Genomic DNA, 20,409 nt, shown 5'->3' on the forward strand with positions numbered 1-20,409 from the left:
TGCCATTTCATCGTAAAATTGAGTTTAGTGCGCTGTTTTAACGCAGTGATATAAGGAATGTACTGGTCATGTTTAATTAATGTCGATAACTCACGTACTACGGCAATCCAGAATCTGGCATCATCGGAAAGCTGAACATTATCGTCAAAGTAATAACTGGCAAAATTCAGATCTTTAACAAAGCTCAGCGCATCTTGAATCTCTAGTGTATGAATCATTAGCGGCACCAATGACTCAACCTCACGATTTTCAATATCAGCGATATTGGCAATCAGCGGTGATGGGATGAGTGCATTTTCTTTATTGCACGGAAAATGCATGGTGAGCTTAGTCTGTTTAAAAACGTGATCTTTAAAAAACATCTGAGCAAACTCATCCAGCATTTTTTGATCTACTTGATAGGGGTAAGCCTCTTTTTTATTAAGAGCTTTAGGTGATTCAAGCCATAGATTCAGATGACCATTATTATCCGTGTCTGAGCTTGCAACCCAGACTAAATGTATCAGTTTCATATTATGATCCTTATAACTATAGGTGTCGTCTATACTATGTTTACGCCACCAAAAAACATTGTATATAGGCGTGACAGCTTAGCAGATTCTATCAACATAGCATATGCTAAGCAATTTAAGTTACACAGAAACCGTATGAAAAGGTTCCCACTGCATTGATCCTTCAAATAATGGGTAACCAGTACTTAGTGACAGCTTAGCAACAGACGTTAAAGTATGTAACTTATTGCCTATAACTAAGAGACCACCATTGATGGTTAACTCATTTTTAAAGCTACTTTTGCTAACAACCGTCATTTTTAATCCTATGTCTTTAAACTCAGCAAAGAATGGAGCATATAAAACTAATCTACTTTTAGGATTAGGAACTTCTGTGATATGCCAATACCAACCATCATCTGCTTGCGCATATTGACTTGTCCATTGCCCTTTTATTTCATATGTTAAAACGATGGTGTTATCTTCTGTATCATGATAGATATGCAGTTGACAGTTATAACTATGTGTTGACGTATCATCTTTTTGATTAATAATTTCATATGCACAAACTGAGTCTTTTTTGGGAACAAAAAACGAAAAATGATTTACCTTAAGTATAACGCCTTTGTTTTTTAAGTGATCATTTGAGTAGCCAGAAATTAGGTGGAGCAATGCCATGACCAGTACCGCAAAAATTCTCAAATTTTTTTTCATATATATGACTAATCAGAATCATTATCACATGTCCACTGCTTCTTATACTGCCATGAATAAGATATAAAAGATTTATCCCAAATGTATCAAAAAGAATTAATGTAGTAACTCTAGTATATAACCGGTCAACTGTGCCTCTAATAAGCCTTTTTACATATCAATTAGATTGGCATGGGTATTTATGAAAATGACTATATATTTTTCTACATGATACATAAGTAGAGTAACCTCATGCTTAAGGTAATGTAAGTTAATATACGATGACAATGGTTATTCTGTTAATGAGTCGATAATCATTTCAACTATGTTATCAATACTGTTACGTTGTATATCCATATGAAAAATAGCCCTTAATTGTCGATGATTCAAAGCGAGGAGCCTAATACCCTTTTGCAAAAGTATTTGCTGCAATTGATAGGCATCAAAAGCATTTGATTTGAGGGTAAAAATGACAATATTGGTTTCAACAGGCATGACTTCTATATCATCATGCTTAGCTAAGCATTCTGCAAAATAGTGAGCATTGGCATGGTCCTCGCCCAATCGGTGAATATGATGATCAAGTGCATAAATACAACCTGCAGCCATCAATCCTGCCTGGTGCATCACACCGCCTTGCTGGAATTTATAAAACCAGGCTTTATCAATAAATGCTTTACTGCCAGCAAGTACTGATCCCATCGGAGCGCCTAGACCTTTAGCAAAATCAATCCATACCGAGTCAATATGTTCACAATAGCTACTGGCTTTAATCCCTGTTGCTGTACATGCATTTAACAATCTTGAACCATCCATATGTACTTTAAGTCCATTTTGATGCGCATATTCGCAAATGTTATTAATAGCTTCTAATGACCAGATGGCACCACCACCTAGATTTGTCGTTTGCTCTATCGAAACGACCGTTGCTTTAGCAATATTATATCCGCTATTAAGCCCAATAGCCTGCTTTAATTGATCAACACTAAATATCCCGCGTATTCCTTCGATGATTTGTGGTTGGGCACCAACTAATCCACCAATCATGCCCGATGCCATATTCAATGGATGTGCACTTTTTTCAATAATAATTCGATCTCCAGGCTGACAGAGTGTTCGATAAGCAACACCATTACACATCGTTCCAGTTGGCATAAAAACTGCCGCAGGCTTTCCCAATAATTCACAAACCCGCGCCAGCAGCAAATTCACTGTTGGATCTTCACCTGCTGCCTCGTTACCAACTGTTGCTTTACTAATCATCTGTCGCATAGCATCAGAGGGATTCACATTAGTATCACTAAACAAATCATATTGAATATTACTCATCTTTTCTCACCTTAATGATCAATCATTTTAAACATCTTATTTACCTTTTATTTACCTCTTAACTTCCTTAGATACGCAACATCATAAAATAATTTACAAGCGCTATTGTTATCACAACGTATATTTCAATTGTGTTAAAGGATATTTAGTTGCAAGTGCACTTACTTTTGTTCTTAAACCTTTAATATTTGTTTTGGCATTAATCACTTCAGCAATCCAATGTGCAGTTGTTAAAAAATCTTCGGCGATCAATCCTCGTCTTGTTAGGGCATTGGTTCCCAATCGAATGCCCCAGCTATTTTCAAACGGCAACCATGCAGGTAAAACACGAATGCCTGCTTGATGTAATCGGGCAAAGACGTTCCAAGCATCGCCCTCCGATGTCATTGGCAACCACAACTGATGTGTTTGGGTATAGTTAAATTGACAGCCGCAAACATTGATCCTCTCATTAATTAAATGCTTTGCCATGATTTGTGCATGTTCACAAACACTTTTAGCGTAAGCTATAGCATGAACTCTCATTTCACAAAACACATAAGCCAAAGCCATCATTTCCGCGGTACCTGAGTTTGATTGCAATCCAGGTGAAATACTATGCCTAATTTTAGCTTCATCATCGTGATTAAAATCACAATGAAACGCAATGATTGCCTTTTGAGGGCCTGGAAACGTTTTGTGTGTACTGCCATGAATAATATCAACACCATAACGCAAAGGGTTTGCAAGTTGCTGTCCGATAATCAGACCCAATAAATGAGAGATATCGCAACTAATCACCATATTTGGATATTGTGCTTTAAAAGCCGAGACAATTTTTTCCCAAGGCTGAGACTGCACAATAAAGCTCTGATTAACGAGCATTAATTTATTTGAGCTTGCTTGCCAAACGTTAGACATCATCGTTAATGTCCGTTCAATATCAATCAAATGTGTATGCTGGTCAAAAACAATATCATGCATTGAAATACCGCATTTACTCGCAATATAATTTAATCCAAAATGTCCACCGCAATGCTCTGACACATAAAAAACATGATCACCACTATTTGCCAAACCAAGTAATATAGATATCTCTGCTGCCTGCCCTCCTCGTGGGCGAAAATCAACGCGTCTGGTGCCCAAAAAATATTGTGTCTGGTCGGCAATAAATGCACTAAGTTTGGCATGATGGCACGCTTCACTAAAATGCCATGCGCCAAATATCTCACCCGCGCATGGTGGAAAATCATAACAATCATAAGCAGTTGAGGTCAGTATCTTTTTAGCACTCAGACTCATATGATTCTCTGAGGCATTTAAATTAAGTATCGATGACCTGTAAGTACAATCTTCTTTTAAAAAGTCATTTAACTGTTCTAGCGCTTCCATCAAACACTCTCATCACTAAAGCTACTCTCTTGTCCTTGACCAAACATCTGATAAAACACACCTTTACTGTGGTGAAGTTGCTCTAAAGACCCTGTCTCAATTACTTCTCCTGCGTTTAAAACCATGATGCTATCTACCAACGCTAAGGCATTGATGCGATGTGATATCAACAAGACTATCTTGTCTTTTAAGGCAACTTTGAGTGTCTTGATCAAAAATGTTTCTGTCATTACATCAAGGCTTGCCGTTGGTTCATCTAAAATCACAATTTTTGCCTTTGATAAAATTGCTCTGGCAATCATAATGCGTTGCTTTTGCCCTATTGAAAGTTGCACACCACCCTCGCCGACTATGGTATGATACTGCGAATCAAAACGTTCAATAAACTGATCACACAATGCTAATTTTGCTGCATTAAAAACTTCATCAGGGCTAGCAAATAAACGACCATAGTGGATATTGTCAAAAATACTACGATTAAACAGAATCGGCTCTTGCGGTACAACGGCAATCAAGCGTCCAATCAAAGATGAATCAAGTGTGCTGATATCGTTTCCATTAAGATAAATCTTACCCTTCTGTGGTTGCAATATCCCAGTGATCAGTTTAATCAACGTTGATTTACCAGAACCTGACATACCAACAATCGCAAGATGGCATTGTTTCCCTAGTTGCAAATTGAAGTTTTTAAGTATCACTTTATCTTGGTAATTGAAAGATACATCAACGCATGCTATTGAAGCGTGATTAACAGCAATGTCATCATCACCGATCGTGAGTTTAACCTGTAAGTCTTTTAACGCTTCATTTTTATTACTTTCATTGTCTCTATTATCTTTATCATCTTTATTATTTTTATTATTTTTGACATTAACCTTTTGCTCTTCTTTACGATCAGCCATTGCTGTGAGACTATTAACAAATTGGAGTGAAAATCGAATACGGTTTAGCTCACGATAGAGCATGCTCAACTCTTGCGTTAACCACCATATCATTCCTACTGAGCTAAATGATAACATTGGCACCAACAGTAAATCGCCTATTGATATTAACTGTTGTGACCATAACCAAAGCATCAATAATGCCATAACAGTCATATATAAAATAGCACTCATACTCTGATATAAACGCATTTTTTCAAAACACCTTTGTGCTAAATAAGCATTTTCAACTTCATGCAGTTGATTGTTTTCAAAACGCTCAATTTCATAGTGCTCTTTTCGATACCATTTCATTGGTAGAAAATTTGCAAACACATCATTAACTTGCCCAGATAGCTTTGTAACGCTTTGAGCATGAAGATCGCCATAATGCGCTATTTGAGGGTTGATTAATTTGACAATCGACAAGTGCACACTAATCCATAGTAATAAGGCGATTGCAAAACAAATATGTACGCCAAAAAGAAGAATGATGGCAACGATGAGTGCACCAAAAATAGAAACAAAATGAAGTATAACTATCTCAAGTACACGATGGCATGCAGAGGGCGTATTATTGATATGTTCGGTATATTCACCAACATGATTTTTTATAAATTGTGTGTATTTTACATGACATATTTGGGTAAAAAGATAAGTACGTATTGACTGACGGAACCTTGGAAATGCGTAAATACTTAACATACCCTGTATACGCATGGCACATTCCATCGCAACCCATATGATAACTAGCCAACCTAAAGGATAAACGAGTACCATTATATCTGTTGGATTAGCATACACATTATCAACTGCTTTCTTCAAAAAATAAGGAAACATTGACTCCTTTAAAGACCATACAAGACAAAGTAATGCCTGACAAATAAAAACCGATTGCTGCTTGGTAGCAAATAACAGGATAAATTTCATCGGCGAGGTAATATATCGTCTTTGCATTTCTTGCTTTCCTTTGACTTCTTTTATCTCTTTTATCTCTGGAATATTTTGCATATGCCCTATATTTTTCAAACTGTTATGCAATGGCTGTATCTGGGCATCGAATGATGACTGGCTTTTGCTGATCTTGTCTAGTCAGTTTAGCTACCTGTTGTTGAGAATCTTTGAGTAGATTATGCCATAATGTCTTATACACTACGCCCTGTGAATCACCTGCATTGTGCAGTTTTGATGCCATATGCAATGTCTTTAAACGCTGTAATGCATATTCGGCAGCTTTCATATTCACAACCCAGTTTAGCTCAGGTAATATGAGTATGACCTTGTCAATCATCAATTCGATACTGTCATGCCTATTACTCATGCTAAATAAATCTAACAACGCACTCAAAATTTTAATCGTCTCATTATGACAGCACCACATACCAAATTTACCAGAAACAGGGTTGGGGATATTAACATGCGAAGGCACATCTTCCTCAATGAGCCATCTTGTAACGAGGGCATATCGATCATGTTTGGTTTGACTCTGCGGGCTACCATGCCAGATGTATGCATTAAAGAGAACTGCATCACCGATATTACATGGATAAGAAACGACTTTCTCAACAAAGTTTTTATCTAAGGCTTTTTGGTCAATGAAATCAATACCCCAAAAGTCAACTGCAGGTTCAATGACGCCAGTTGATGGCTCGGGCAAACACAACAACGGTCCATCTTGCGTTGTGATTGTTGACAATGATAACCAACACGTAAAGCTGTAATATTCCTTTGGATTTGTGTGATATGCAATATCCTGATGAAATGGGATAGCATCGCAAGCATATTCATTTTTGCAGATCACATTGGTCTTTGTTAACTTAATAGATTGATTTAAGTAACTTTCAAGCTTCTTATGAAGCGATTTGATGACATCAGTAAATGGCTCGATAATGGCGGAAGGAGCTGCCCATCTACTCACACTCGATAAATAATGTGAGCGTGAGCAATTCATCTCTCTAGCACAACAATCGATATGCATATGCATTGCTTTTATCGGCACCATAAGTGTTTTAGCATTAATCAGTTCTGGCAAGAAATCAACACCATTTGTCAGTATTTCTGCATCAGTTGTTAACATGGCTAAACTCCAGCATCGATAAGTAACTTTTAAGCGATACATGTTTTGTTAACACCAAAGCAGATGATTGCATAAGATGCTCCCACATTTGTCTACTGCGAAGTCTTCCACCTGTTTCAATCATCATATTAAGATCCAGTAAGCTACCCTGTGGGGTATCTTCATCAATTAACATCTCAAGTACAATCAATTTACCATGACGATTAAGTGCTTTACTGGCATGATCAAGTAATGAAGGCATCTCACGATCTGACCAATAGTGTAGATATCTTGGAAAAATAAGATAATCATATTTATCATGCCATGGCGATAATAAATCAAAATCAGCAACGCTTACGTTTTTCAGATTTTGCCAAGGTTCAAAGTCACGTAGTCGCGCCTTATTATCATAATAAGTAAAATGGCACTCAGGGTATTTACTTGCTAAATGTGGAATAATTACTCGTGCGCAAGTCCCTGCTACCAGTATGGAGGTATTCTGAGCAAATATAACATGATCGGATATTGTTGCAAAATCACGACGCGCATAACCTATCAATGTTCGATGATAAATACGCAAATCTTCAATATTGGCATTATCTTTGAAGCATCGATGATGTACAGGTTTTTGCTTAAGCAGGGTTAATAAAGGTTGAGTTTGCCATTGTTGCATAACCGCAAGCCACATTTGTGAAGCATCCGCCATAAAATGATCAGGTGAGTTGACAAATAATATTCCTAAATCTGTCAGTTGCCACATTGTCTTGTCATAATGAACAAGGTTAATTTCCCATAAGCCTCGCAGCAATCTTAAAAGGTTTTGTTCATCAATGATTCCTTTCTGCGATGACGCATCTAATAATTTATCTGAGTGGTGAGCACTCGCTGTTTTTAATGCTTTGATTAATTGATCAATGTGCATTTTGCCGTGAGATAGTCGTTCAAAAATACCAACAGATAATGCCGTTGAAATAACATAAATTGACCAGAAAGAAACCATCTTTGACGAAAGCTCAGCAACACCATCTGAGTCCTTTGTGGTTATGATATCAATCACTTCACCTTTTTCATTGATGCGTACAAACTGCTGATCAAACGTTTGAACAAACGCCATACCATTGTAATAAGGCTCAACATATTTATATCTATCTTTATATACTGCGATTCCTTGTTTATTAATATGAAACCAGCCTTGATCATCTTGGGCACGCGCAAAGCCTTTATGAAAAACATCTAAAAAAAGATAATCTACATTATTTATTCTACAGCCGTTGATATCAATGTGAAAAAAACGTCCATTGCTGATAGCAACTGCAACACCATCTTTATAGTCACCAACATAATCATAATAAGCGGCATAAAGTGAATCTCCGGATTTTGAAATGTGTTGAAAGCCATTTTCTGACTGCGTGACACAAGAATCCTCCTGAAAATTACCACACCAATGATAATTGCCTATGTATACCGGATTACCCTCGGTATTGACATGGAACCATCGATCATTGTGATCAACAACTGCAGCACATTCATCATAAAAACCATATACCTTTTGATACCTATGTTCATAGGCTGGTTGTCCATCAATATCAATGTGATAACTACCACTGTCATCAGCAACAGGAGCAAATCCTGGAAAATGAAATTTCATCACCCAATGATAGGTTTTGTCAGTTATCGGCTGTCCAGCTAACTGATGATAGGTAGCGCATGCCGATACCTTAATGTGTTTATAATTATTTTGCATGATCAATACCACCGATGACACTAAGCAACTGGCACTTGGCGCATGTTACATTTCTGACATACCGTGTGTTGCATATAATTTTGACATAACTTCTTATACGCGTCACAGTTAAAAATCTCATTCAGCGAATTGACATGAAGATTACCGAAATCTCCCAATGCACGTCTTTCTTTCTCCGGTGCACAGCATGGATTAAAACGACCATCTGATGCAATCCATGCCTCCTTACCTAAAAAAGGGCATACACCACTTGGTGAGAGATTGTTAACCGCTGAATCTTCAAGATGATCAAAGTTAACCAATTTTATATACTTACCATTAGGTAACGTCTGACGTTTTGATAGTGCTTGCGCCTTCTCAACGGCAATATTCCAACGTGCTATGGCATCACTATCTTTGCGCAAGGATTGCTTTTGTAACATCGGAAAATTATGCGTCCATAATTGATGTCCTTTGATACGATCAACCCCAAGGGATACACCTAATTCGACAATTTTATCGAGCTCGTTAAGGTTTTCTTCCATAAAAGTTAACTGTAAAGTAACGCTGCAATAGTTACCGCCAGCAGCAGCAATTTCATCTCTAATACGAATAAATGTTTTAAGATTTGATAAAACCTTCTCCCACTTGGTTTTAAGCATAATCTTCTCTTGTGTTGCTTTTGTTGCACCATTCCAAGAAATCTTAACATCGGAGCCAATGGGAATAATTAACTTTGCCCACTCATCAACCCCTTTTTTGGGAAACGTACCATTGGTTGTCAGATTGAGCTTCAGTTGATGCTGATGACATAATGCGATGATGCGCTCAAAATGAGGATATATCAATGGCTCTCCCATCGTCGATGGGATAATCTCTTTAACACCGAGTGCTTTAGCCTCTGCAAAAACCTTCTCAACAAGCTCAAATGGCATCCTGCGCTTAGGGAGTCTGTTACGAATCCTGTCTTTTTGGGTATTGCTGTAAGGTGAATGATCTTCACACATAATACATGAGAGATTGCAATCATCTGGATTTGTATCAATTGTTACACGCCAAAGGTTATGATTATTCATGACTAGACACCTTGTAAATTCTCTTTTTTATTATTTTCACTACTTTTACTACTTTTACTGTTATCAGATTTGTTGGATAAATTTTGATAAATCAACGATTGATACAAATGCGTAAAGTAAGCCGCCTGATCAGCAATATCAATCACATGACCATCTTCACTCAGTAAATATCCGCGATCGACGATGCTTTGATAAGACGCAGGATTTGTGGTAAGCACTTCATGCATCACATCGGCTAAACTTTGATGGCTTCTATGCTGAAATACCCAACCATTTTGACGGTGCTTAATGTATTCACCCATGCCACCAAAATCAGCGGTAATAACACCAACGCGCGCCTGTAAGGCTTCATGAATCACCAACGGCGAATTTTCCTGCCAAATAGAGGGAACGACAATGACATCAACTTCGTTAAATACCTCATCCATTAATTTATGATTGGCATATTCTGGCATCCACTCAATCAACTGCTCTGATGATACCTTCAGATCTTGCGCTAATTTCTTGAGTGCTTTAGTATTCTGATCCCGTGACCTTCCCCAGATTCTGAGCTTAACTGCCTGATGATTTTTGACCACTTCAGCAAATGCGCGAATGAGAAGATCAATTCCTTTTGCAGGAATATGCGTGCCAATATAACCAAAAACAAATACTGATTCCTGCCGCCTTTTTCTGAGCTTTAGTCGCTGGATATCAAAGCCATAGTCAATATAAGCAATTTTACGTTCAGGCAGTCCAAACTCGTCAACGTATCGCTTGATTAACGCTTGTGATGGTGCAATAAACAAGTCAATTTTATCACAAACATTTCTAACTGATGACATTCTACGACTAATCCATTGGCGCCAGAAATCACTATCAACATCATAGTCCGTTCGAGTACCCGAATAATACCCAGAATAACACTTTGTTGCACATTTTAAGTCATCCTGACCATCACATAGTTGCCATGGTGTTGGTGAGTTTCTTTGAATAAATTGACCACGTGGGCACATCAGCCAAAAATCATGAATAGTGTAAATCACTGGAATATTAAATGACTTAACCACAGTGACGATACCGATCGATAAATGATTTAAGTGACCAATGTGCACAATGTCGGGACGCAGTGAATTGATAATTTGTTGGCAAACGGCATTCACTTCATCACAGTTATAAGCATAACGTACTCTTTCAAGTAATAGATTGATTATATGCAATCTGATGTTTGGATGATTAACATCAAATGATTGTCTATAGCTAAAATCTTTAGCAAATGGATTCTCCTCTCTGGTAATGACATCGACTTGATGTCCCGCATCTGCTAAAGCATGACACAATGTCTGACTATATACCTCAGATCCCGCATTATAAGTTGGTGGATAACCATGAATAACCTTAAGAATTTTCACTTATACAGCCTCTTTAAGTAAATGATGATTGGATGAAAGCATTTCAATGAACTGTTGAATACCTTCTTCTAGTGAAATTAATGGCTGCCAACCCATTAAGTCTGAAGCAAGCTTAGGACAACCTATAAAGCGTGAAGCAAATGAGCTATCAGCATTTTTTCTAATAATTCTGCTGTTGCTGTTTATCATACCTAAAATAGTTTGAGCAAGTTGCTCTAAAGAGGTTCCAATGCCTGAGCATACATTGATAGGAGGTAACCCTTTTTTTTGTAGTCGGCAACGTTCAATAGCAAGACCAATAGCGCGAATAACATCATCAACATGAATAAAATCAAATATATTGTGCGCCCCATTAATCTCGAGATCTCTACCGAGTAATGCCTGACGTGTTAGCGCTGTAACTACTTTGTTTTCCTGATAATGTTTAATGGCACCATAAACGGCAGATAAGCGCATCACAGTTATGCTTAAACCTGCACGTTGATAAACAGCAGCAATTTCTTCTGCTTTAAGTTTCGATTGTCCATAAACATTACAGGGAATTAAGCTTGCATCTTCTTTAACGGGAAAGTGTTCTTGCTGTCCATACACCTCACGTGTGCTGGCGTATATTACCCAAGGTTTCAGTTGACTTTGATAGGCACCATTAAAAACGTTTCTAGAGCCCTCAACATTAACACAAAAGCACCGTTGTTCGTCACTTTGGCTAAGCTGAACACGGGACACTGCTGCAAGATGTATAATCCCTTCGACTTTCATATCGCATAGTTTATCTCTTAGTAAATGTTGATCATTGATATCACCATATTCTACATGATCAGGGTCATAGCCATGATCATAACCGAAAACACATTCACCTGATTTGACTAGAGCTGTTTTCAGCCTCCTGCCAATCGCTCCACGCGATCCTGTTATCATAATCGTCAAGTGCAATATCCTTAAGCTTCATCTGAAATAACTGACTTATGGGAATTAACTAAGTAGGATTGTATGATTAAGGAAATTGTAAATAAAGAAAGAAAATATAACGAAATGAATCAATATGTAATATTTTTGCTTTGGCTATCACCAGTGGGTATGTGCACTGGTATGAAGCAATGTAGAGTAAAACTAGGAGGATATAGTAGAGTAAGCCGCACCCATTGCTGAGTACGACTCCTCGAAGAACGCAGCATGAAACTTTCACTTCACTACGCTCGAGCCTCTCAAAGGCGTTTTGTGTTACCCGGCTACCATCAGGCAATAACTACATCACGGTATTGGGATAGTCAAACCAAATGTTGCGACCTTTATTCATCTTGCGTTGCTCAAAGTATTCTTTGAATGCAGGATCATAAGGGGTTGCTTCACTTTTGATTTTAACGTGACGGCGAATAGGGATGGTATTCATGCGCTTTCGAGTTAGTTTAACTTTCTCTCCAGTCTTCAGAGTAACCTCACCTTTGAAGTCCCAATTAGGTGGATTAATATCATGATACTTACGCATCACCCAGTAAACCCCTTTATTAGGATGTCTTCTTTTCGCCCATCTTATTAGAGCTTCAAATATACAGTGGTCAACATATGCAAAGGTCTTTTTAGATACCACATGTCGGTAATAATTCGCCCAACCCATAATTTTAAGGTTGAGAATTTGAATTAATTCACCAGCAGAGGTGGCTTTATTCTTATTAATGACTGCTTTAATGTTTCTAACAAATGCCAATACATTTGGTTTAGCTGGTTTAATGAGCAGCTTATCATTGTATTTGCGGATGTTAAATCCTAAGAAGTCAAAACCATCTGAGATATGAGTTATCAACGTTTTCTCTTGTGAAAGCTCTAAACTTCGTTCTTTCAGGAAACGCTCAATTGCCGGTTTGACCTTTAATTCTAGCGTCTCTTTAGAGTTGGCGGTGATAATGAAGTCATCTGCGTAGGTAATGACATTAACCTTATCTGAGCGTCTTGGAGCTGATCTTTTAGCAGCAGCCTCCAGACCTTTTAAGGTTAATAACATAAGTGTTGGCGAGATGACCCCGCCTTGCGGCGTTCCTTCCTCAGTATGAAAGAATAAGCCCTTGTCAATGTAACCACTAGAAAGCCACTTTTCAAGAACCTGCTTATCGATTGGCACATTGTCAATAAGCCATTGTATGCCAATCTTATCAAAGCAAGCCTTGATATCCCCTTCAAGTATCCATGGCGCACATGCTTTCCTACTAAATAAGATAAAGCACTGAGCAATAGCATCGGCTACAGACCTTTTGGGTCGGAATCCATAGGCACTCTTGTCTGCAAGTGCTTCTGATACAGGCTCTAAGGCAAGCAAGTGTAATGCCTGTTGTGCTCGATCGATCATGCAGGGGATGCCTAATGGTCTTTGTTTACCGTTCTTCTTGGGGATGTATATTCTTCTTAACGGCTGTGGTTGATAACCTCGTCGTTTCAGTCGAGTAACCGCGGCTGTCTTTTGTTTATCTGATTTCCATAGCTCTTTATCTATCCCAGCTGTTTTACTGCCTTTATTGCCCGTGACTCGTTTAACTGCAAGTAATTTTGCATAAAACGAGTGAGTTAGAATCCATTGTAAAGATTTCACCTTACCATGTTTTCTTTCTCTGGTAGCCTTTGCAATACGCATTTGAAGCCTGTTAACATGTTTCTCAACGATCTTCCAATCGATGAAGTCCCATGCTAAGGATGCACCAGTTAATGAATTAGCTGTCATTTGCTTTTCCTTATTATTCAGGTTCTGTCGGGTAACAGAGCCATGTTACCATGACTCCGTCCCCTAAGAACCGTGCTTGCGACTTTCACCGCACACGGCTCAAGCCTCTATAAAGCTATTTAGAAGCCCAGTAGATAAAACCTACCTTAGCAATACTTATTTATTTAGAGTCAATGACCTAAATGGTCAGAGGCGCACCAGCCATACAGCCGTCATTTGCTTTCCCCTGTAAAATTGATTCTCCAAATGTTCTCGCCATTAGAGACCAGTTAGACGTCTGCCCGCTTTCGCGTGAGATAACGTTAAAACCTCTATCAAACCCGTTACAGATTTGCATTCGCTTCTTCTAACTTCCTACTCCCGCATAGTTATCATGGTACTTTACAGTAGCACTTCCCATAGGGAACTATACGGGGTTATCCTGTTCCGTAATTATGACAAACTGATAACTTAGGTTCTGTCTATCCACCGATGGTGCAGCACCCATGATGCCTGAGTTTGTAGCAGACATACTTGACCATCCACCTTTTGGTTCAAGCCTTTCAGCACTTTAGGCTTGTTCAAGCTGACGATGTTTATCGACAGTTCACATATGTTAACCATATTATCAACCCTAGCTCCTTACCGCTTTAATGCTAGCAGAGTTGAGATTTCCTCACGGTTATCTCTCCCAATAATTGCAGGCTACATTGTTCTTGAAGCTTCACACATATGGATTACTCCATACGCATGTCCAAGTAGGGTACTGATGATGGGACATCAGGTTGAGTCGCACTCGCTCAACAATCATAATTACGACTTTCAGGTCGCACACAAACTCTCTTGCAAAGAGAGACTTGCTGGACGTGGGCACACTTTCGTGTCGAGTAACGTTTAAACTCGTATTCTGATCGTTACAATCAGACATTCGCTTTTTCCAGCATCCCAATCTCGTATTACTATCAGTAAACCTTACAATTTACCTTCCCAATAAATAGGGAGTAATACGAGGTTTCCACGTTCCGCATATTGTGCAGTGTTAGGTTAGGCGCCTACTATTAAAGCGGAAGGATATGTTGACCACGAAAGGTAACCCCAGAGTCCTTTACCATCCTTCATTGCCTTTTGGCTAGAGCGTTTCAACCATTTTCGCTCCTTCAACCATGACGCTTTCTACGTAGATTCACATGTGTTCGCCATACTAACTGCCTAGCACTCACCCGACATATGGTTATCAGGAGGGTTGTCCTCTTACGATTCTCACCCCGTGCATTGCTGCACTTCGTTACATTGTCCCGATCGCTCTTTATTCAGATCGGTAGGCTCATCTGGTGGCACAGATGGCTTCCTCTTAGATGCGGGAAGCAGCACTAATATGCGACTTCGTGTCGCACTGGGGTCCTATTGCTCTACCCCAAGTAATGTAAAGTGATTTTTATTTAATCAATAATATCATCCTTTATTTATGGCTTCGATCATCTCTTTTAAAGATTTTTCAGAGAAACTGCTATTGAAGCTATAGTATCCATGAAAATTAATGTGTCCCCAAGCAATTAATAGGTTAATCTGAAGAAAGTGGATAAATCGGCCAAAATCAAGCACTAATGAGTAAATATTAGTCTAAAATCACACTGTCAAATAATGCTATAAAGTCATCAACCTCTTATAGAATAAGCGATTAATAATAAATTCTAATCGCATAAGACACATTGCTGCTCAAATACAAATTTGTATATTTTATATTCTTCACATAGTATTATACGATTAGATTTTTTGGTGATATTTAGGGCATATTTACCACTTATGCGCTTAGTGAGCTATATTTTAATCTCATAACCACAATTACACGATTGAAATTTAAACATTTGGCCGATTTGTCCAGAATCTTTTCCTAGACCCATTAATCGCTGTTTGCCTAATTGGCAAACGTGAGCTCAATGCTCACAAGGTATCTACTAAGCATGATATTTGACTAATCAAATTTCCAAATTTTACTTTGATTCGAGTGATATGCTATGTCACATAACTATGTTTTGAATGATTAAATATTACTTTCAATTGATTTTTAATACACAGTGATACACTTTATAGATTGAATATCAACTCAAATTGATGCTTCCTAGTGGTAAGGAAAAAACTTTGAGTTAGCTGAATGGTTTCGCATATAGATTACAGCCAGAAAAAACAGATATTGGCGGTTTCATTAGGCAATATTTTTGAAACGTATGACTTTGTTTTGTATGGAATGTTGGCGCCAACGTTCAGCGTTATATTTTTTCCAGAATATTTAAACACTAGCACCAAATTGATCCTATCGTATTTATTATTTTTTTGTGCGTATTTGACAAGACCGATTGGAGGCATAGTTTGGGGATATATTGGCGACAAATATGGTAGGAAAAGAGTTTTAACCTCAACAGTGATAATCATGTTAATTGCCGCAACGTCGATTTCTATTCTTCCCGCATATGAAAAAATAGGGTTGTTTGCACCAATTATTTTGATTGTTATTAGGGTTATGCAAGGCATAGCATTCGCAGGTGAATTCCCGACTGTTATGGTGTCTTTATATGAATTATCATCAAAAAAAAATAAAGGCTTTTTGTGTAGTTTTACCGAAACTATATCTTTAATGGGAAATATGCTTGGTACTACGGTTTGCATTGTATTATTAATTATTCTTGATAGTTCACAATTCAATAGCTTTGGTTGGCGAATACCATTCTTTTTATCCATCTTATTTATTTTTGTTGTGTATTATATTAGGATGAATTTTATTGAAACACTGATTGTTAAAGTTTCTGACGATAGGGTTCCACTTCTAATTAATTTTAGAGAAAATCTATATTCAATACTTAAAATTATTTTTTTCTTGTCGACGAATTCATTTTTACTGTTCTCATTTGTGTACTACAGCGGTCAAACTGTTGGTAATCACTCATATGATGGATTATATGGAGTTATATTTCCTTGGCTTATAGAGTTTGTGTGTGTGTTGTTGCTAGTTTTGCTTTACCCCTATTTTGGAATGTTGTCTGACAGGATAGGGATAAAGAATCTTTCATTAATTGGACATATATTGATTCTAGTATTTTATTATCCGATTTATAGCTTATTACTACAAAGCACATGCTTGTGGCTAAACATTCTAGGTATTGTTTTCACAGCACTGTGTTTGTCTGCGCTAGCAACGTCATATATTCCCATCATAGTTGAAATGGCAAATCAGGCATGCAGAATTTCTGTTGTAAGCTTAGGCTGGGGGCTATCTGTTATTTTATTTGGCGCAAGTGCGCCAGCAATAAGTGAAATACTTCGGAATTTACTAGGTTTAAAAGAGGCACCAGCTTTTTACATGCTTGCTTTGTCTCTTATATCAATAGCCATATTGCTAAAAACAAAAAAATCATTTAACTAAAAATATAGGAGAAATACATATGAATATAGTGCCAAATGAAGTTATTTTGAAGTCAAAACCAAAAGTTCTTGAGATTGGGAGACCGCTAAGGGAGCAATCAAACATTAATTTTCTTGTTTACGTCAAGCAATATGATGATGGTTCATTTTGTGATGTTATATCTAATGAGGAGTGGACATACCATTTTTATAATAAATATTTGTCAAAAACAGAAACAACGACAGAAAGGCTACAATCTGGTATTAACTATTGGAGGCGTAACACTAATCATAGCATCTCTGATGTACAAGAAGATGCCAGAAGTAATTTTGATATAGATGCGCGTATAGAGTTTGTATATCGCGATAATATACAAAATTGCTACCATCTTTATGCATTTACATCCAGTTGTCGTAATGCTGATAAGGCTTATAGGTTTTATGATATGCATAGAGGTAAGTTATTAAAATTTATTAGTCACTTTAATCGAGAGGCGTCAGATTTAATTGCTAGATGTGATTTGCCAGAAAACAGAATAAATATTCCGAACTACTTGGCACCAGTGATGCAAAATACAAAACGTGACTATGCTTTTGAATTAAAGACTGAAAATGCCAGCACTGAGCTAAAGGATCGTGAATTTGAAGTTATGATACTTTATGCAAATGGATGCACTGAAAAGCAAATTGCTGAGATGTTAAATAGATCACCAAATACTGTATCAACTTATTTGCAGATTATACGTGATAAAACAGGATGTCATGATAAAAGAGAACTGCATAGATACGTTGTAGATAAAGGGTTGTCAAACCTAGAGCAGTTTTTTTTTCCTTATATTAACGCTTAAAGTTATGGCATATTCTGGATTTTATATCCTTTTCACAGATTATTTTCCCATCGTTATATATCTATCATGAGGCAAGACAAATAGCACTATGGAGTGTAATGATGTTTGCTTCAATCTCAACAAAGCCAAACAAGATAAAGTACAGTGATGGGAGTAGTTATATTTTGTTGGGAGATTCGTGCAGGCGGCATGTAGATATGACAGAAATAAATGCGCTTTGTATGCAAAACTTTGGAGATGATGCACATATTGCCAAACAGAAGTTACTTTCTGGTGAATCAGTTCTTGTATTAGGTAAAGGATATTTAACTTTACATAAAGTCGAATCAGAGATGTTGATTTTTTGAGGTGTTGTGATGAATAACCAGAATCAATTGCTGCAATTACTGTCCCTGCGTTTAAAAGATTATGATGCGATTGTCGTTGGAGAAGATAAGAAAATGTACATCGCTGGCATCATACCCCTTATTAATGATGCCAATATTAATTTTATGTTGCCTATCTATATTGCACAGACAACAAGACATATTGCACTCATCAAGACGAAGCTCAAAACGGCTGGAATCAGAGTGATTTACATCTTAGATAACAGATATACGATTGAGGAAAATGAACCTACTGGTGAGGAGCTAATTAAGCTATGGCATATTGAAAATGATAGTGTGTTAATTACATCAAGTCACTGTGATATCAGCCAACAGAATCCAGGTTACCCTGTGTTTGATAAGATTATGCCAATAATTGATCCATGTGAGCTGTGAGCTAATGGTGCTTAAATTTTCGCTGCTTAACCGTGGTCAGATAGTTCTCAGTCATTGGCTGACGGCTATTAATATTAATACCTGTTTCTCTGCATACACTATTTTCATAAGCTCGCAAAATAGCAATTTTGACGGATTCAGGCATATCCGCTCTCTCCAGTAGACTGAGTTCATTTGAGCTATAGTTTTTAAGAGTATTGTTTTTTCTGTCTTTGGCGTAAGCGAATGCGTGGTTAATCATAGCTAAATCCTTTTTATAGCAAGTAGCTCACAATGTAGGCGCGACCAACAGCAATAACAAGAATTATTTTGTAACAAAATGTAGGATTGACAGGCGTTAGAAGTGCTGCAAATCAAACTGCTCAATGAACAAGTTTACTAGGCATTAGATTATTTTCAATTTGATGAATCTGTCGCACTTTTTCGGAAGCTATTTGCAGATCAATCATTAAAGGACGATAACTTGGATTTGATTGAGCTTTACTGGCGCAGTTTTCATAAATATCAATCTTGCTCGTAATACTATCTTTTACGAGCTCATGATAAAGCTTGGATTTTTCAAGCAATTCATATGTTGTCAAACAGGTGCCAAAATTGACAGGTACTTTGTTTAAGTTGATGATGAACTCATAGCTTAGAATTTTTTGGTGTTGATCCTGTGCAATGCCGATACCACCGTCAGCATGGAATAATTTTAATGTGCGCTTTAACAGTTTTTTAGCTTTTTCAAAATTTTGCTGATCTTCAGTTGTTTTAAAAACAATATCACTCATATCATTCATGTCTATATTTACGTTAAGTTCTCAAGCTTTATGCTAATATTGTGTTTGTAATGACTTAATTCAAGCATTAAGTAAGTTGAATAATGCTAACTTTCTTTTTTTGATAGTGAGGTTTTATATGAATGCAATTATAATAATACTGATGTTTTTGTTGGCAACGGCTGTGGCTTTTTGTCTTTTTGTATTGCAGGACAATGTGTATTCAAATCTAAGAGAATTAAAAATTCTTATTTCAATAGTAATGAGTTTTTTCCCTGCTTATCTTATTATCTGTAAAATAAAGCAAATAATAAAATTAAAACAAATCGATCAGAAAGGTATTTAACATGCTTGTTGTAACAACAAATGAAATTCCGAGCAAAAAGATTATAGAAGTAAAAGGTGTTGCACATGGTATTATTGTGCGTACACCTACGTGGACACAGGGATTTTTCGGTGGATTGAAAAAGATCATTGGCGGTAATAATCAAGCCTATGCAAATATGGCTAATCAAAGCCGTGAAGATGCCTATCAGAATATGATTGAGCGCGCTCAATCACTTGGTGCCAATGCGATTGTCGCTTTTCGCTATGACACCTCAAGTTTGGATGGTAATGGTGAAGCCATTAGTGAAGTTTTTTGCTATGGCACAGCCGTAGTTATTGAATAGGGTGCTTTGCCGTTACTATGTCATTTTACTGTCCTAACACTAAAACACATTGGACAACCTGTGTCTGCTTAACTGACTTGATGGCATTTTTTCCATCATCGGGCTATGGGTGAGTAGACCGACCAAATTGCTTCAGTCAGCCCCTCCGCAGAACCGGACGTGCGAAACTATCGCATCCGGCTCCCGAGTAAATTACATGCTAGTGCAACTTCGGTAGTTAGAACATCGATTTA

17 protein-coding genes and 1 pseudogene are annotated in these 20,409 nt (G+C 37.4%); 5 read left to right on the top strand and 13 right to left on the bottom strand.

The features are described from left to right. The 11 genes and pseudogenes from DNJ75_RS12355 to ltrA all read right to left on the bottom strand — a co-directional run. Positions 1-512, bottom strand: a pseudogene (locus DNJ75_RS12355) (DEAD/DEAH box helicase); the annotation flags it as partial. A 120-nt stretch (positions 513-632) separates the two neighbouring features. After that, on the bottom strand, positions 633-1,205 hold the full coding sequence (locus DNJ75_RS12360) for a hypothetical protein (protein ID WP_117003767.1): 573 nt from the start codon (positions 1,203-1,205) through the stop codon (positions 633-635). 270 nt (positions 1,206-1,475) lie between these two features. Further along, entirely contained in the window at positions 1,476-2,513 is a 1,038-nt protein-coding gene (locus DNJ75_RS12365) for a threonine aldolase family protein (RefSeq protein ID WP_117003768.1), read from the bottom strand. A 111-nt stretch (positions 2,514-2,624) separates the two neighbouring features. Next, complete coding sequence (locus DNJ75_RS12370) at positions 2,625-3,884, bottom strand: PLP-dependent aminotransferase family protein (protein WP_117003769.1); 1,260 nt, start codon at positions 3,882-3,884, stop codon at positions 2,625-2,627. Then, a complete protein-coding gene (locus DNJ75_RS12375; protein ID WP_170137236.1) occupies positions 3,884-5,761 on the bottom strand; it encodes an ABC transporter ATP-binding protein in 1,878 nt (625 codons plus the stop codon). The genes DNJ75_RS12370 and DNJ75_RS12375 overlap by 1 nt, the downstream gene beginning before the upstream one ends. A 76-nt stretch (positions 5,762-5,837) precedes the next feature. Beyond that, positions 5,838-6,881 carry a phytanoyl-CoA dioxygenase family protein gene (locus DNJ75_RS12380; protein WP_157968330.1) on the bottom strand — a complete coding sequence of 348 codons (1,044 nt, stop codon included), beginning with the start codon at positions 6,879-6,881 and terminating at the stop codon, positions 5,838-5,840. Continuing rightward, the gene (locus DNJ75_RS12385; protein WP_117003772.1) at positions 6,868-8,604 is read right to left on the bottom strand and encodes a methyltransferase; all 1,737 of its coding nucleotides are present in this window, start codon (positions 8,602-8,604) and stop codon (positions 6,868-6,870) included. The genes DNJ75_RS12380 and DNJ75_RS12385 overlap by 14 nt, the downstream gene beginning before the upstream one ends. Before the next feature lie 20 nt (positions 8,605-8,624). Continuing rightward, the gene (locus tag DNJ75_RS12390) at positions 8,625-9,659 is read right to left on the bottom strand and encodes a radical SAM protein (RefSeq protein WP_117003773.1); all 1,035 of its coding nucleotides are present in this window, start codon (positions 9,657-9,659) and stop codon (positions 8,625-8,627) included. A gap of 2 nt (positions 9,660-9,661) precedes the next feature. Next, entirely contained in the window at positions 9,662-11,050 is a 1,389-nt protein-coding gene (locus DNJ75_RS12395; protein WP_117003774.1) for a glycosyltransferase, read from the bottom strand. Then, a complete protein-coding gene (locus DNJ75_RS12400; RefSeq protein WP_117003775.1) occupies positions 11,051-11,968 on the bottom strand; it encodes an NAD-dependent epimerase/dehydratase family protein in 918 nt (305 codons plus the stop codon). 328 nt (positions 11,969-12,296) lie between these two features. Continuing rightward, on the bottom strand, positions 12,297-13,760 hold the full coding sequence (gene ltrA, locus DNJ75_RS12405) for a group II intron reverse transcriptase/maturase (protein WP_117003776.1): 1,464 nt from the start codon (positions 13,758-13,760) through the stop codon (positions 12,297-12,299). Positions 13,761-15,891: 2,131 nt separating this feature from the next. On the opposite strand from ltrA, the gene DNJ75_RS12410 reads away from it, so the two are divergent. The 4 genes from DNJ75_RS12410 to DNJ75_RS12425 all read left to right on the top strand — a co-directional run bounded on the left by DNJ75_RS12410 (position 15,892) and on the right by DNJ75_RS12425 (position 18,744). Continuing rightward, positions 15,892-17,157 carry an MFS transporter gene (locus tag DNJ75_RS12410; RefSeq protein ID WP_117003777.1) on the top strand — a complete coding sequence of 422 codons (1,266 nt, stop codon included), beginning with the start codon at positions 15,892-15,894 and terminating at the stop codon, positions 17,155-17,157. 19 nt (positions 17,158-17,176) lie between these two features. Next, positions 17,177-17,983 (top strand): helix-turn-helix transcriptional regulator, encoded by an 807-nt coding sequence (locus DNJ75_RS15585; RefSeq protein ID WP_206609109.1) that lies wholly within the window; start codon positions 17,177-17,179, stop codon positions 17,981-17,983. A gap of 98 nt (positions 17,984-18,081) precedes the next feature. Beyond that, complete coding sequence (locus DNJ75_RS15505; protein WP_150468932.1) at positions 18,082-18,330, top strand: hypothetical protein; 249 nt, start codon at positions 18,082-18,084, stop codon at positions 18,328-18,330. A gap of 9 nt (positions 18,331-18,339) precedes the next feature. Beyond that, complete coding sequence (locus tag DNJ75_RS12425) at positions 18,340-18,744, top strand: hypothetical protein (protein WP_117003779.1); 405 nt, start codon at positions 18,340-18,342, stop codon at positions 18,742-18,744. A 1-nt stretch (position 18,745) separates the two neighbouring features. Here DNJ75_RS12425 and DNJ75_RS12430 read toward each other — a convergent pair whose 3' ends face one another. Further along, positions 18,746-18,985 carry a hypothetical protein gene (locus DNJ75_RS12430; RefSeq protein ID WP_117003780.1) on the bottom strand — a complete coding sequence of 80 codons (240 nt, stop codon included), beginning with the start codon at positions 18,983-18,985 and terminating at the stop codon, positions 18,746-18,748. A gap of 121 nt (positions 18,986-19,106) precedes the next feature. Continuing rightward, the gene (locus DNJ75_RS12435; protein WP_150468933.1) at positions 19,107-19,517 is read right to left on the bottom strand and encodes a hypothetical protein; all 411 of its coding nucleotides are present in this window, start codon (positions 19,515-19,517) and stop codon (positions 19,107-19,109) included. A 335-nt stretch (positions 19,518-19,852) separates the two neighbouring features. On the opposite strand from DNJ75_RS12435, the gene DNJ75_RS12445 reads away from it, so the two are divergent. Beyond that, on the top strand, positions 19,853-20,176 hold the full coding sequence (locus DNJ75_RS12445; RefSeq protein WP_117003783.1) for a YbjQ family protein: 324 nt from the start codon (positions 19,853-19,855) through the stop codon (positions 20,174-20,176). Positions 20,177-20,409: the final 233 nt, after the last annotated feature.

This window comes from Cysteiniphilum litorale (genome assembly GCF_003428165.1).
GTDB classification, from domain to species: domain Bacteria; phylum Pseudomonadota; class Gammaproteobacteria; order Francisellales; family Francisellaceae; genus Caedibacter; species Caedibacter litoralis.

Bases quoted from the DNA above. Each gene is read 5' to 3' on its own strand.
- DNJ75_RS12360 (WP_117003767.1), bottom strand. From the start codon at position 1,205: ATGAAAAAAAATTTGAGAATTTTTGCGGTACTGGTCATGGCATTGCTC.
- DNJ75_RS12365 (WP_117003768.1), bottom strand. From the start codon at position 2,513: ATGAGTAATATTCAATATGATTTGTTTAGTGATACTAATGTGAATCCC.
- DNJ75_RS12370 (WP_117003769.1), bottom strand. From the start codon at position 3,884: ATGGAAGCGCTAGAACAGTTAAATGACTTTTTAAAAGAAGATTGTACT.
- DNJ75_RS12375 (WP_170137236.1), bottom strand. From the start codon at position 5,761: ATGCAAAGACGATATATTACCTCGCCGATGAAATTTATCCTGTTATTT.
- DNJ75_RS12380 (WP_157968330.1), bottom strand. From the start codon at position 6,881: ATGTTAACAACTGATGCAGAAATACTGACAAATGGTGTTGATTTCTTG.
- DNJ75_RS12385 (WP_117003772.1), bottom strand. From the start codon at position 8,604: ATGCAAAATAATTATAAACACATTAAGGTATCGGCATGCGCTACCTAT.
- DNJ75_RS12390 (WP_117003773.1), bottom strand. From the start codon at position 9,659: ATGAATAATCATAACCTTTGGCGTGTAACAATTGATACAAATCCAGAT.
- DNJ75_RS12400 (WP_117003775.1), bottom strand. From the start codon at position 11,968: ATGATAACAGGATCGCGTGGAGCGATTGGCAGGAGGCTGAAAACAGCT.
- ltrA (WP_117003776.1), bottom strand. From the start codon at position 13,760: ATGACAGCTAATTCATTAACTGGTGCATCCTTAGCATGGGACTTCATC.
- DNJ75_RS12410 (WP_117003777.1), top strand. From the start codon at position 15,892: ATGGTTTCGCATATAGATTACAGCCAGAAAAAACAGATATTGGCGGTT.
- DNJ75_RS15585 (WP_206609109.1), top strand. From the start codon at position 17,177: ATGAATATAGTGCCAAATGAAGTTATTTTGAAGTCAAAACCAAAAGTT.
- DNJ75_RS15505 (WP_150468932.1), top strand. From the start codon at position 18,082: ATGATGTTTGCTTCAATCTCAACAAAGCCAAACAAGATAAAGTACAGT.
- DNJ75_RS12425 (WP_117003779.1), top strand. From the start codon at position 18,340: ATGAATAACCAGAATCAATTGCTGCAATTACTGTCCCTGCGTTTAAAA.
- DNJ75_RS12430 (WP_117003780.1), bottom strand. From the start codon at position 18,985: ATGATTAACCACGCATTCGCTTACGCCAAAGACAGAAAAAACAATACT.
- DNJ75_RS12435 (WP_150468933.1), bottom strand. From the start codon at position 19,517: ATGAGTGATATTGTTTTTAAAACAACTGAAGATCAGCAAAATTTTGAA.
- DNJ75_RS12445 (WP_117003783.1), top strand. From the start codon at position 19,853: ATGCTTGTTGTAACAACAAATGAAATTCCGAGCAAAAAGATTATAGAA.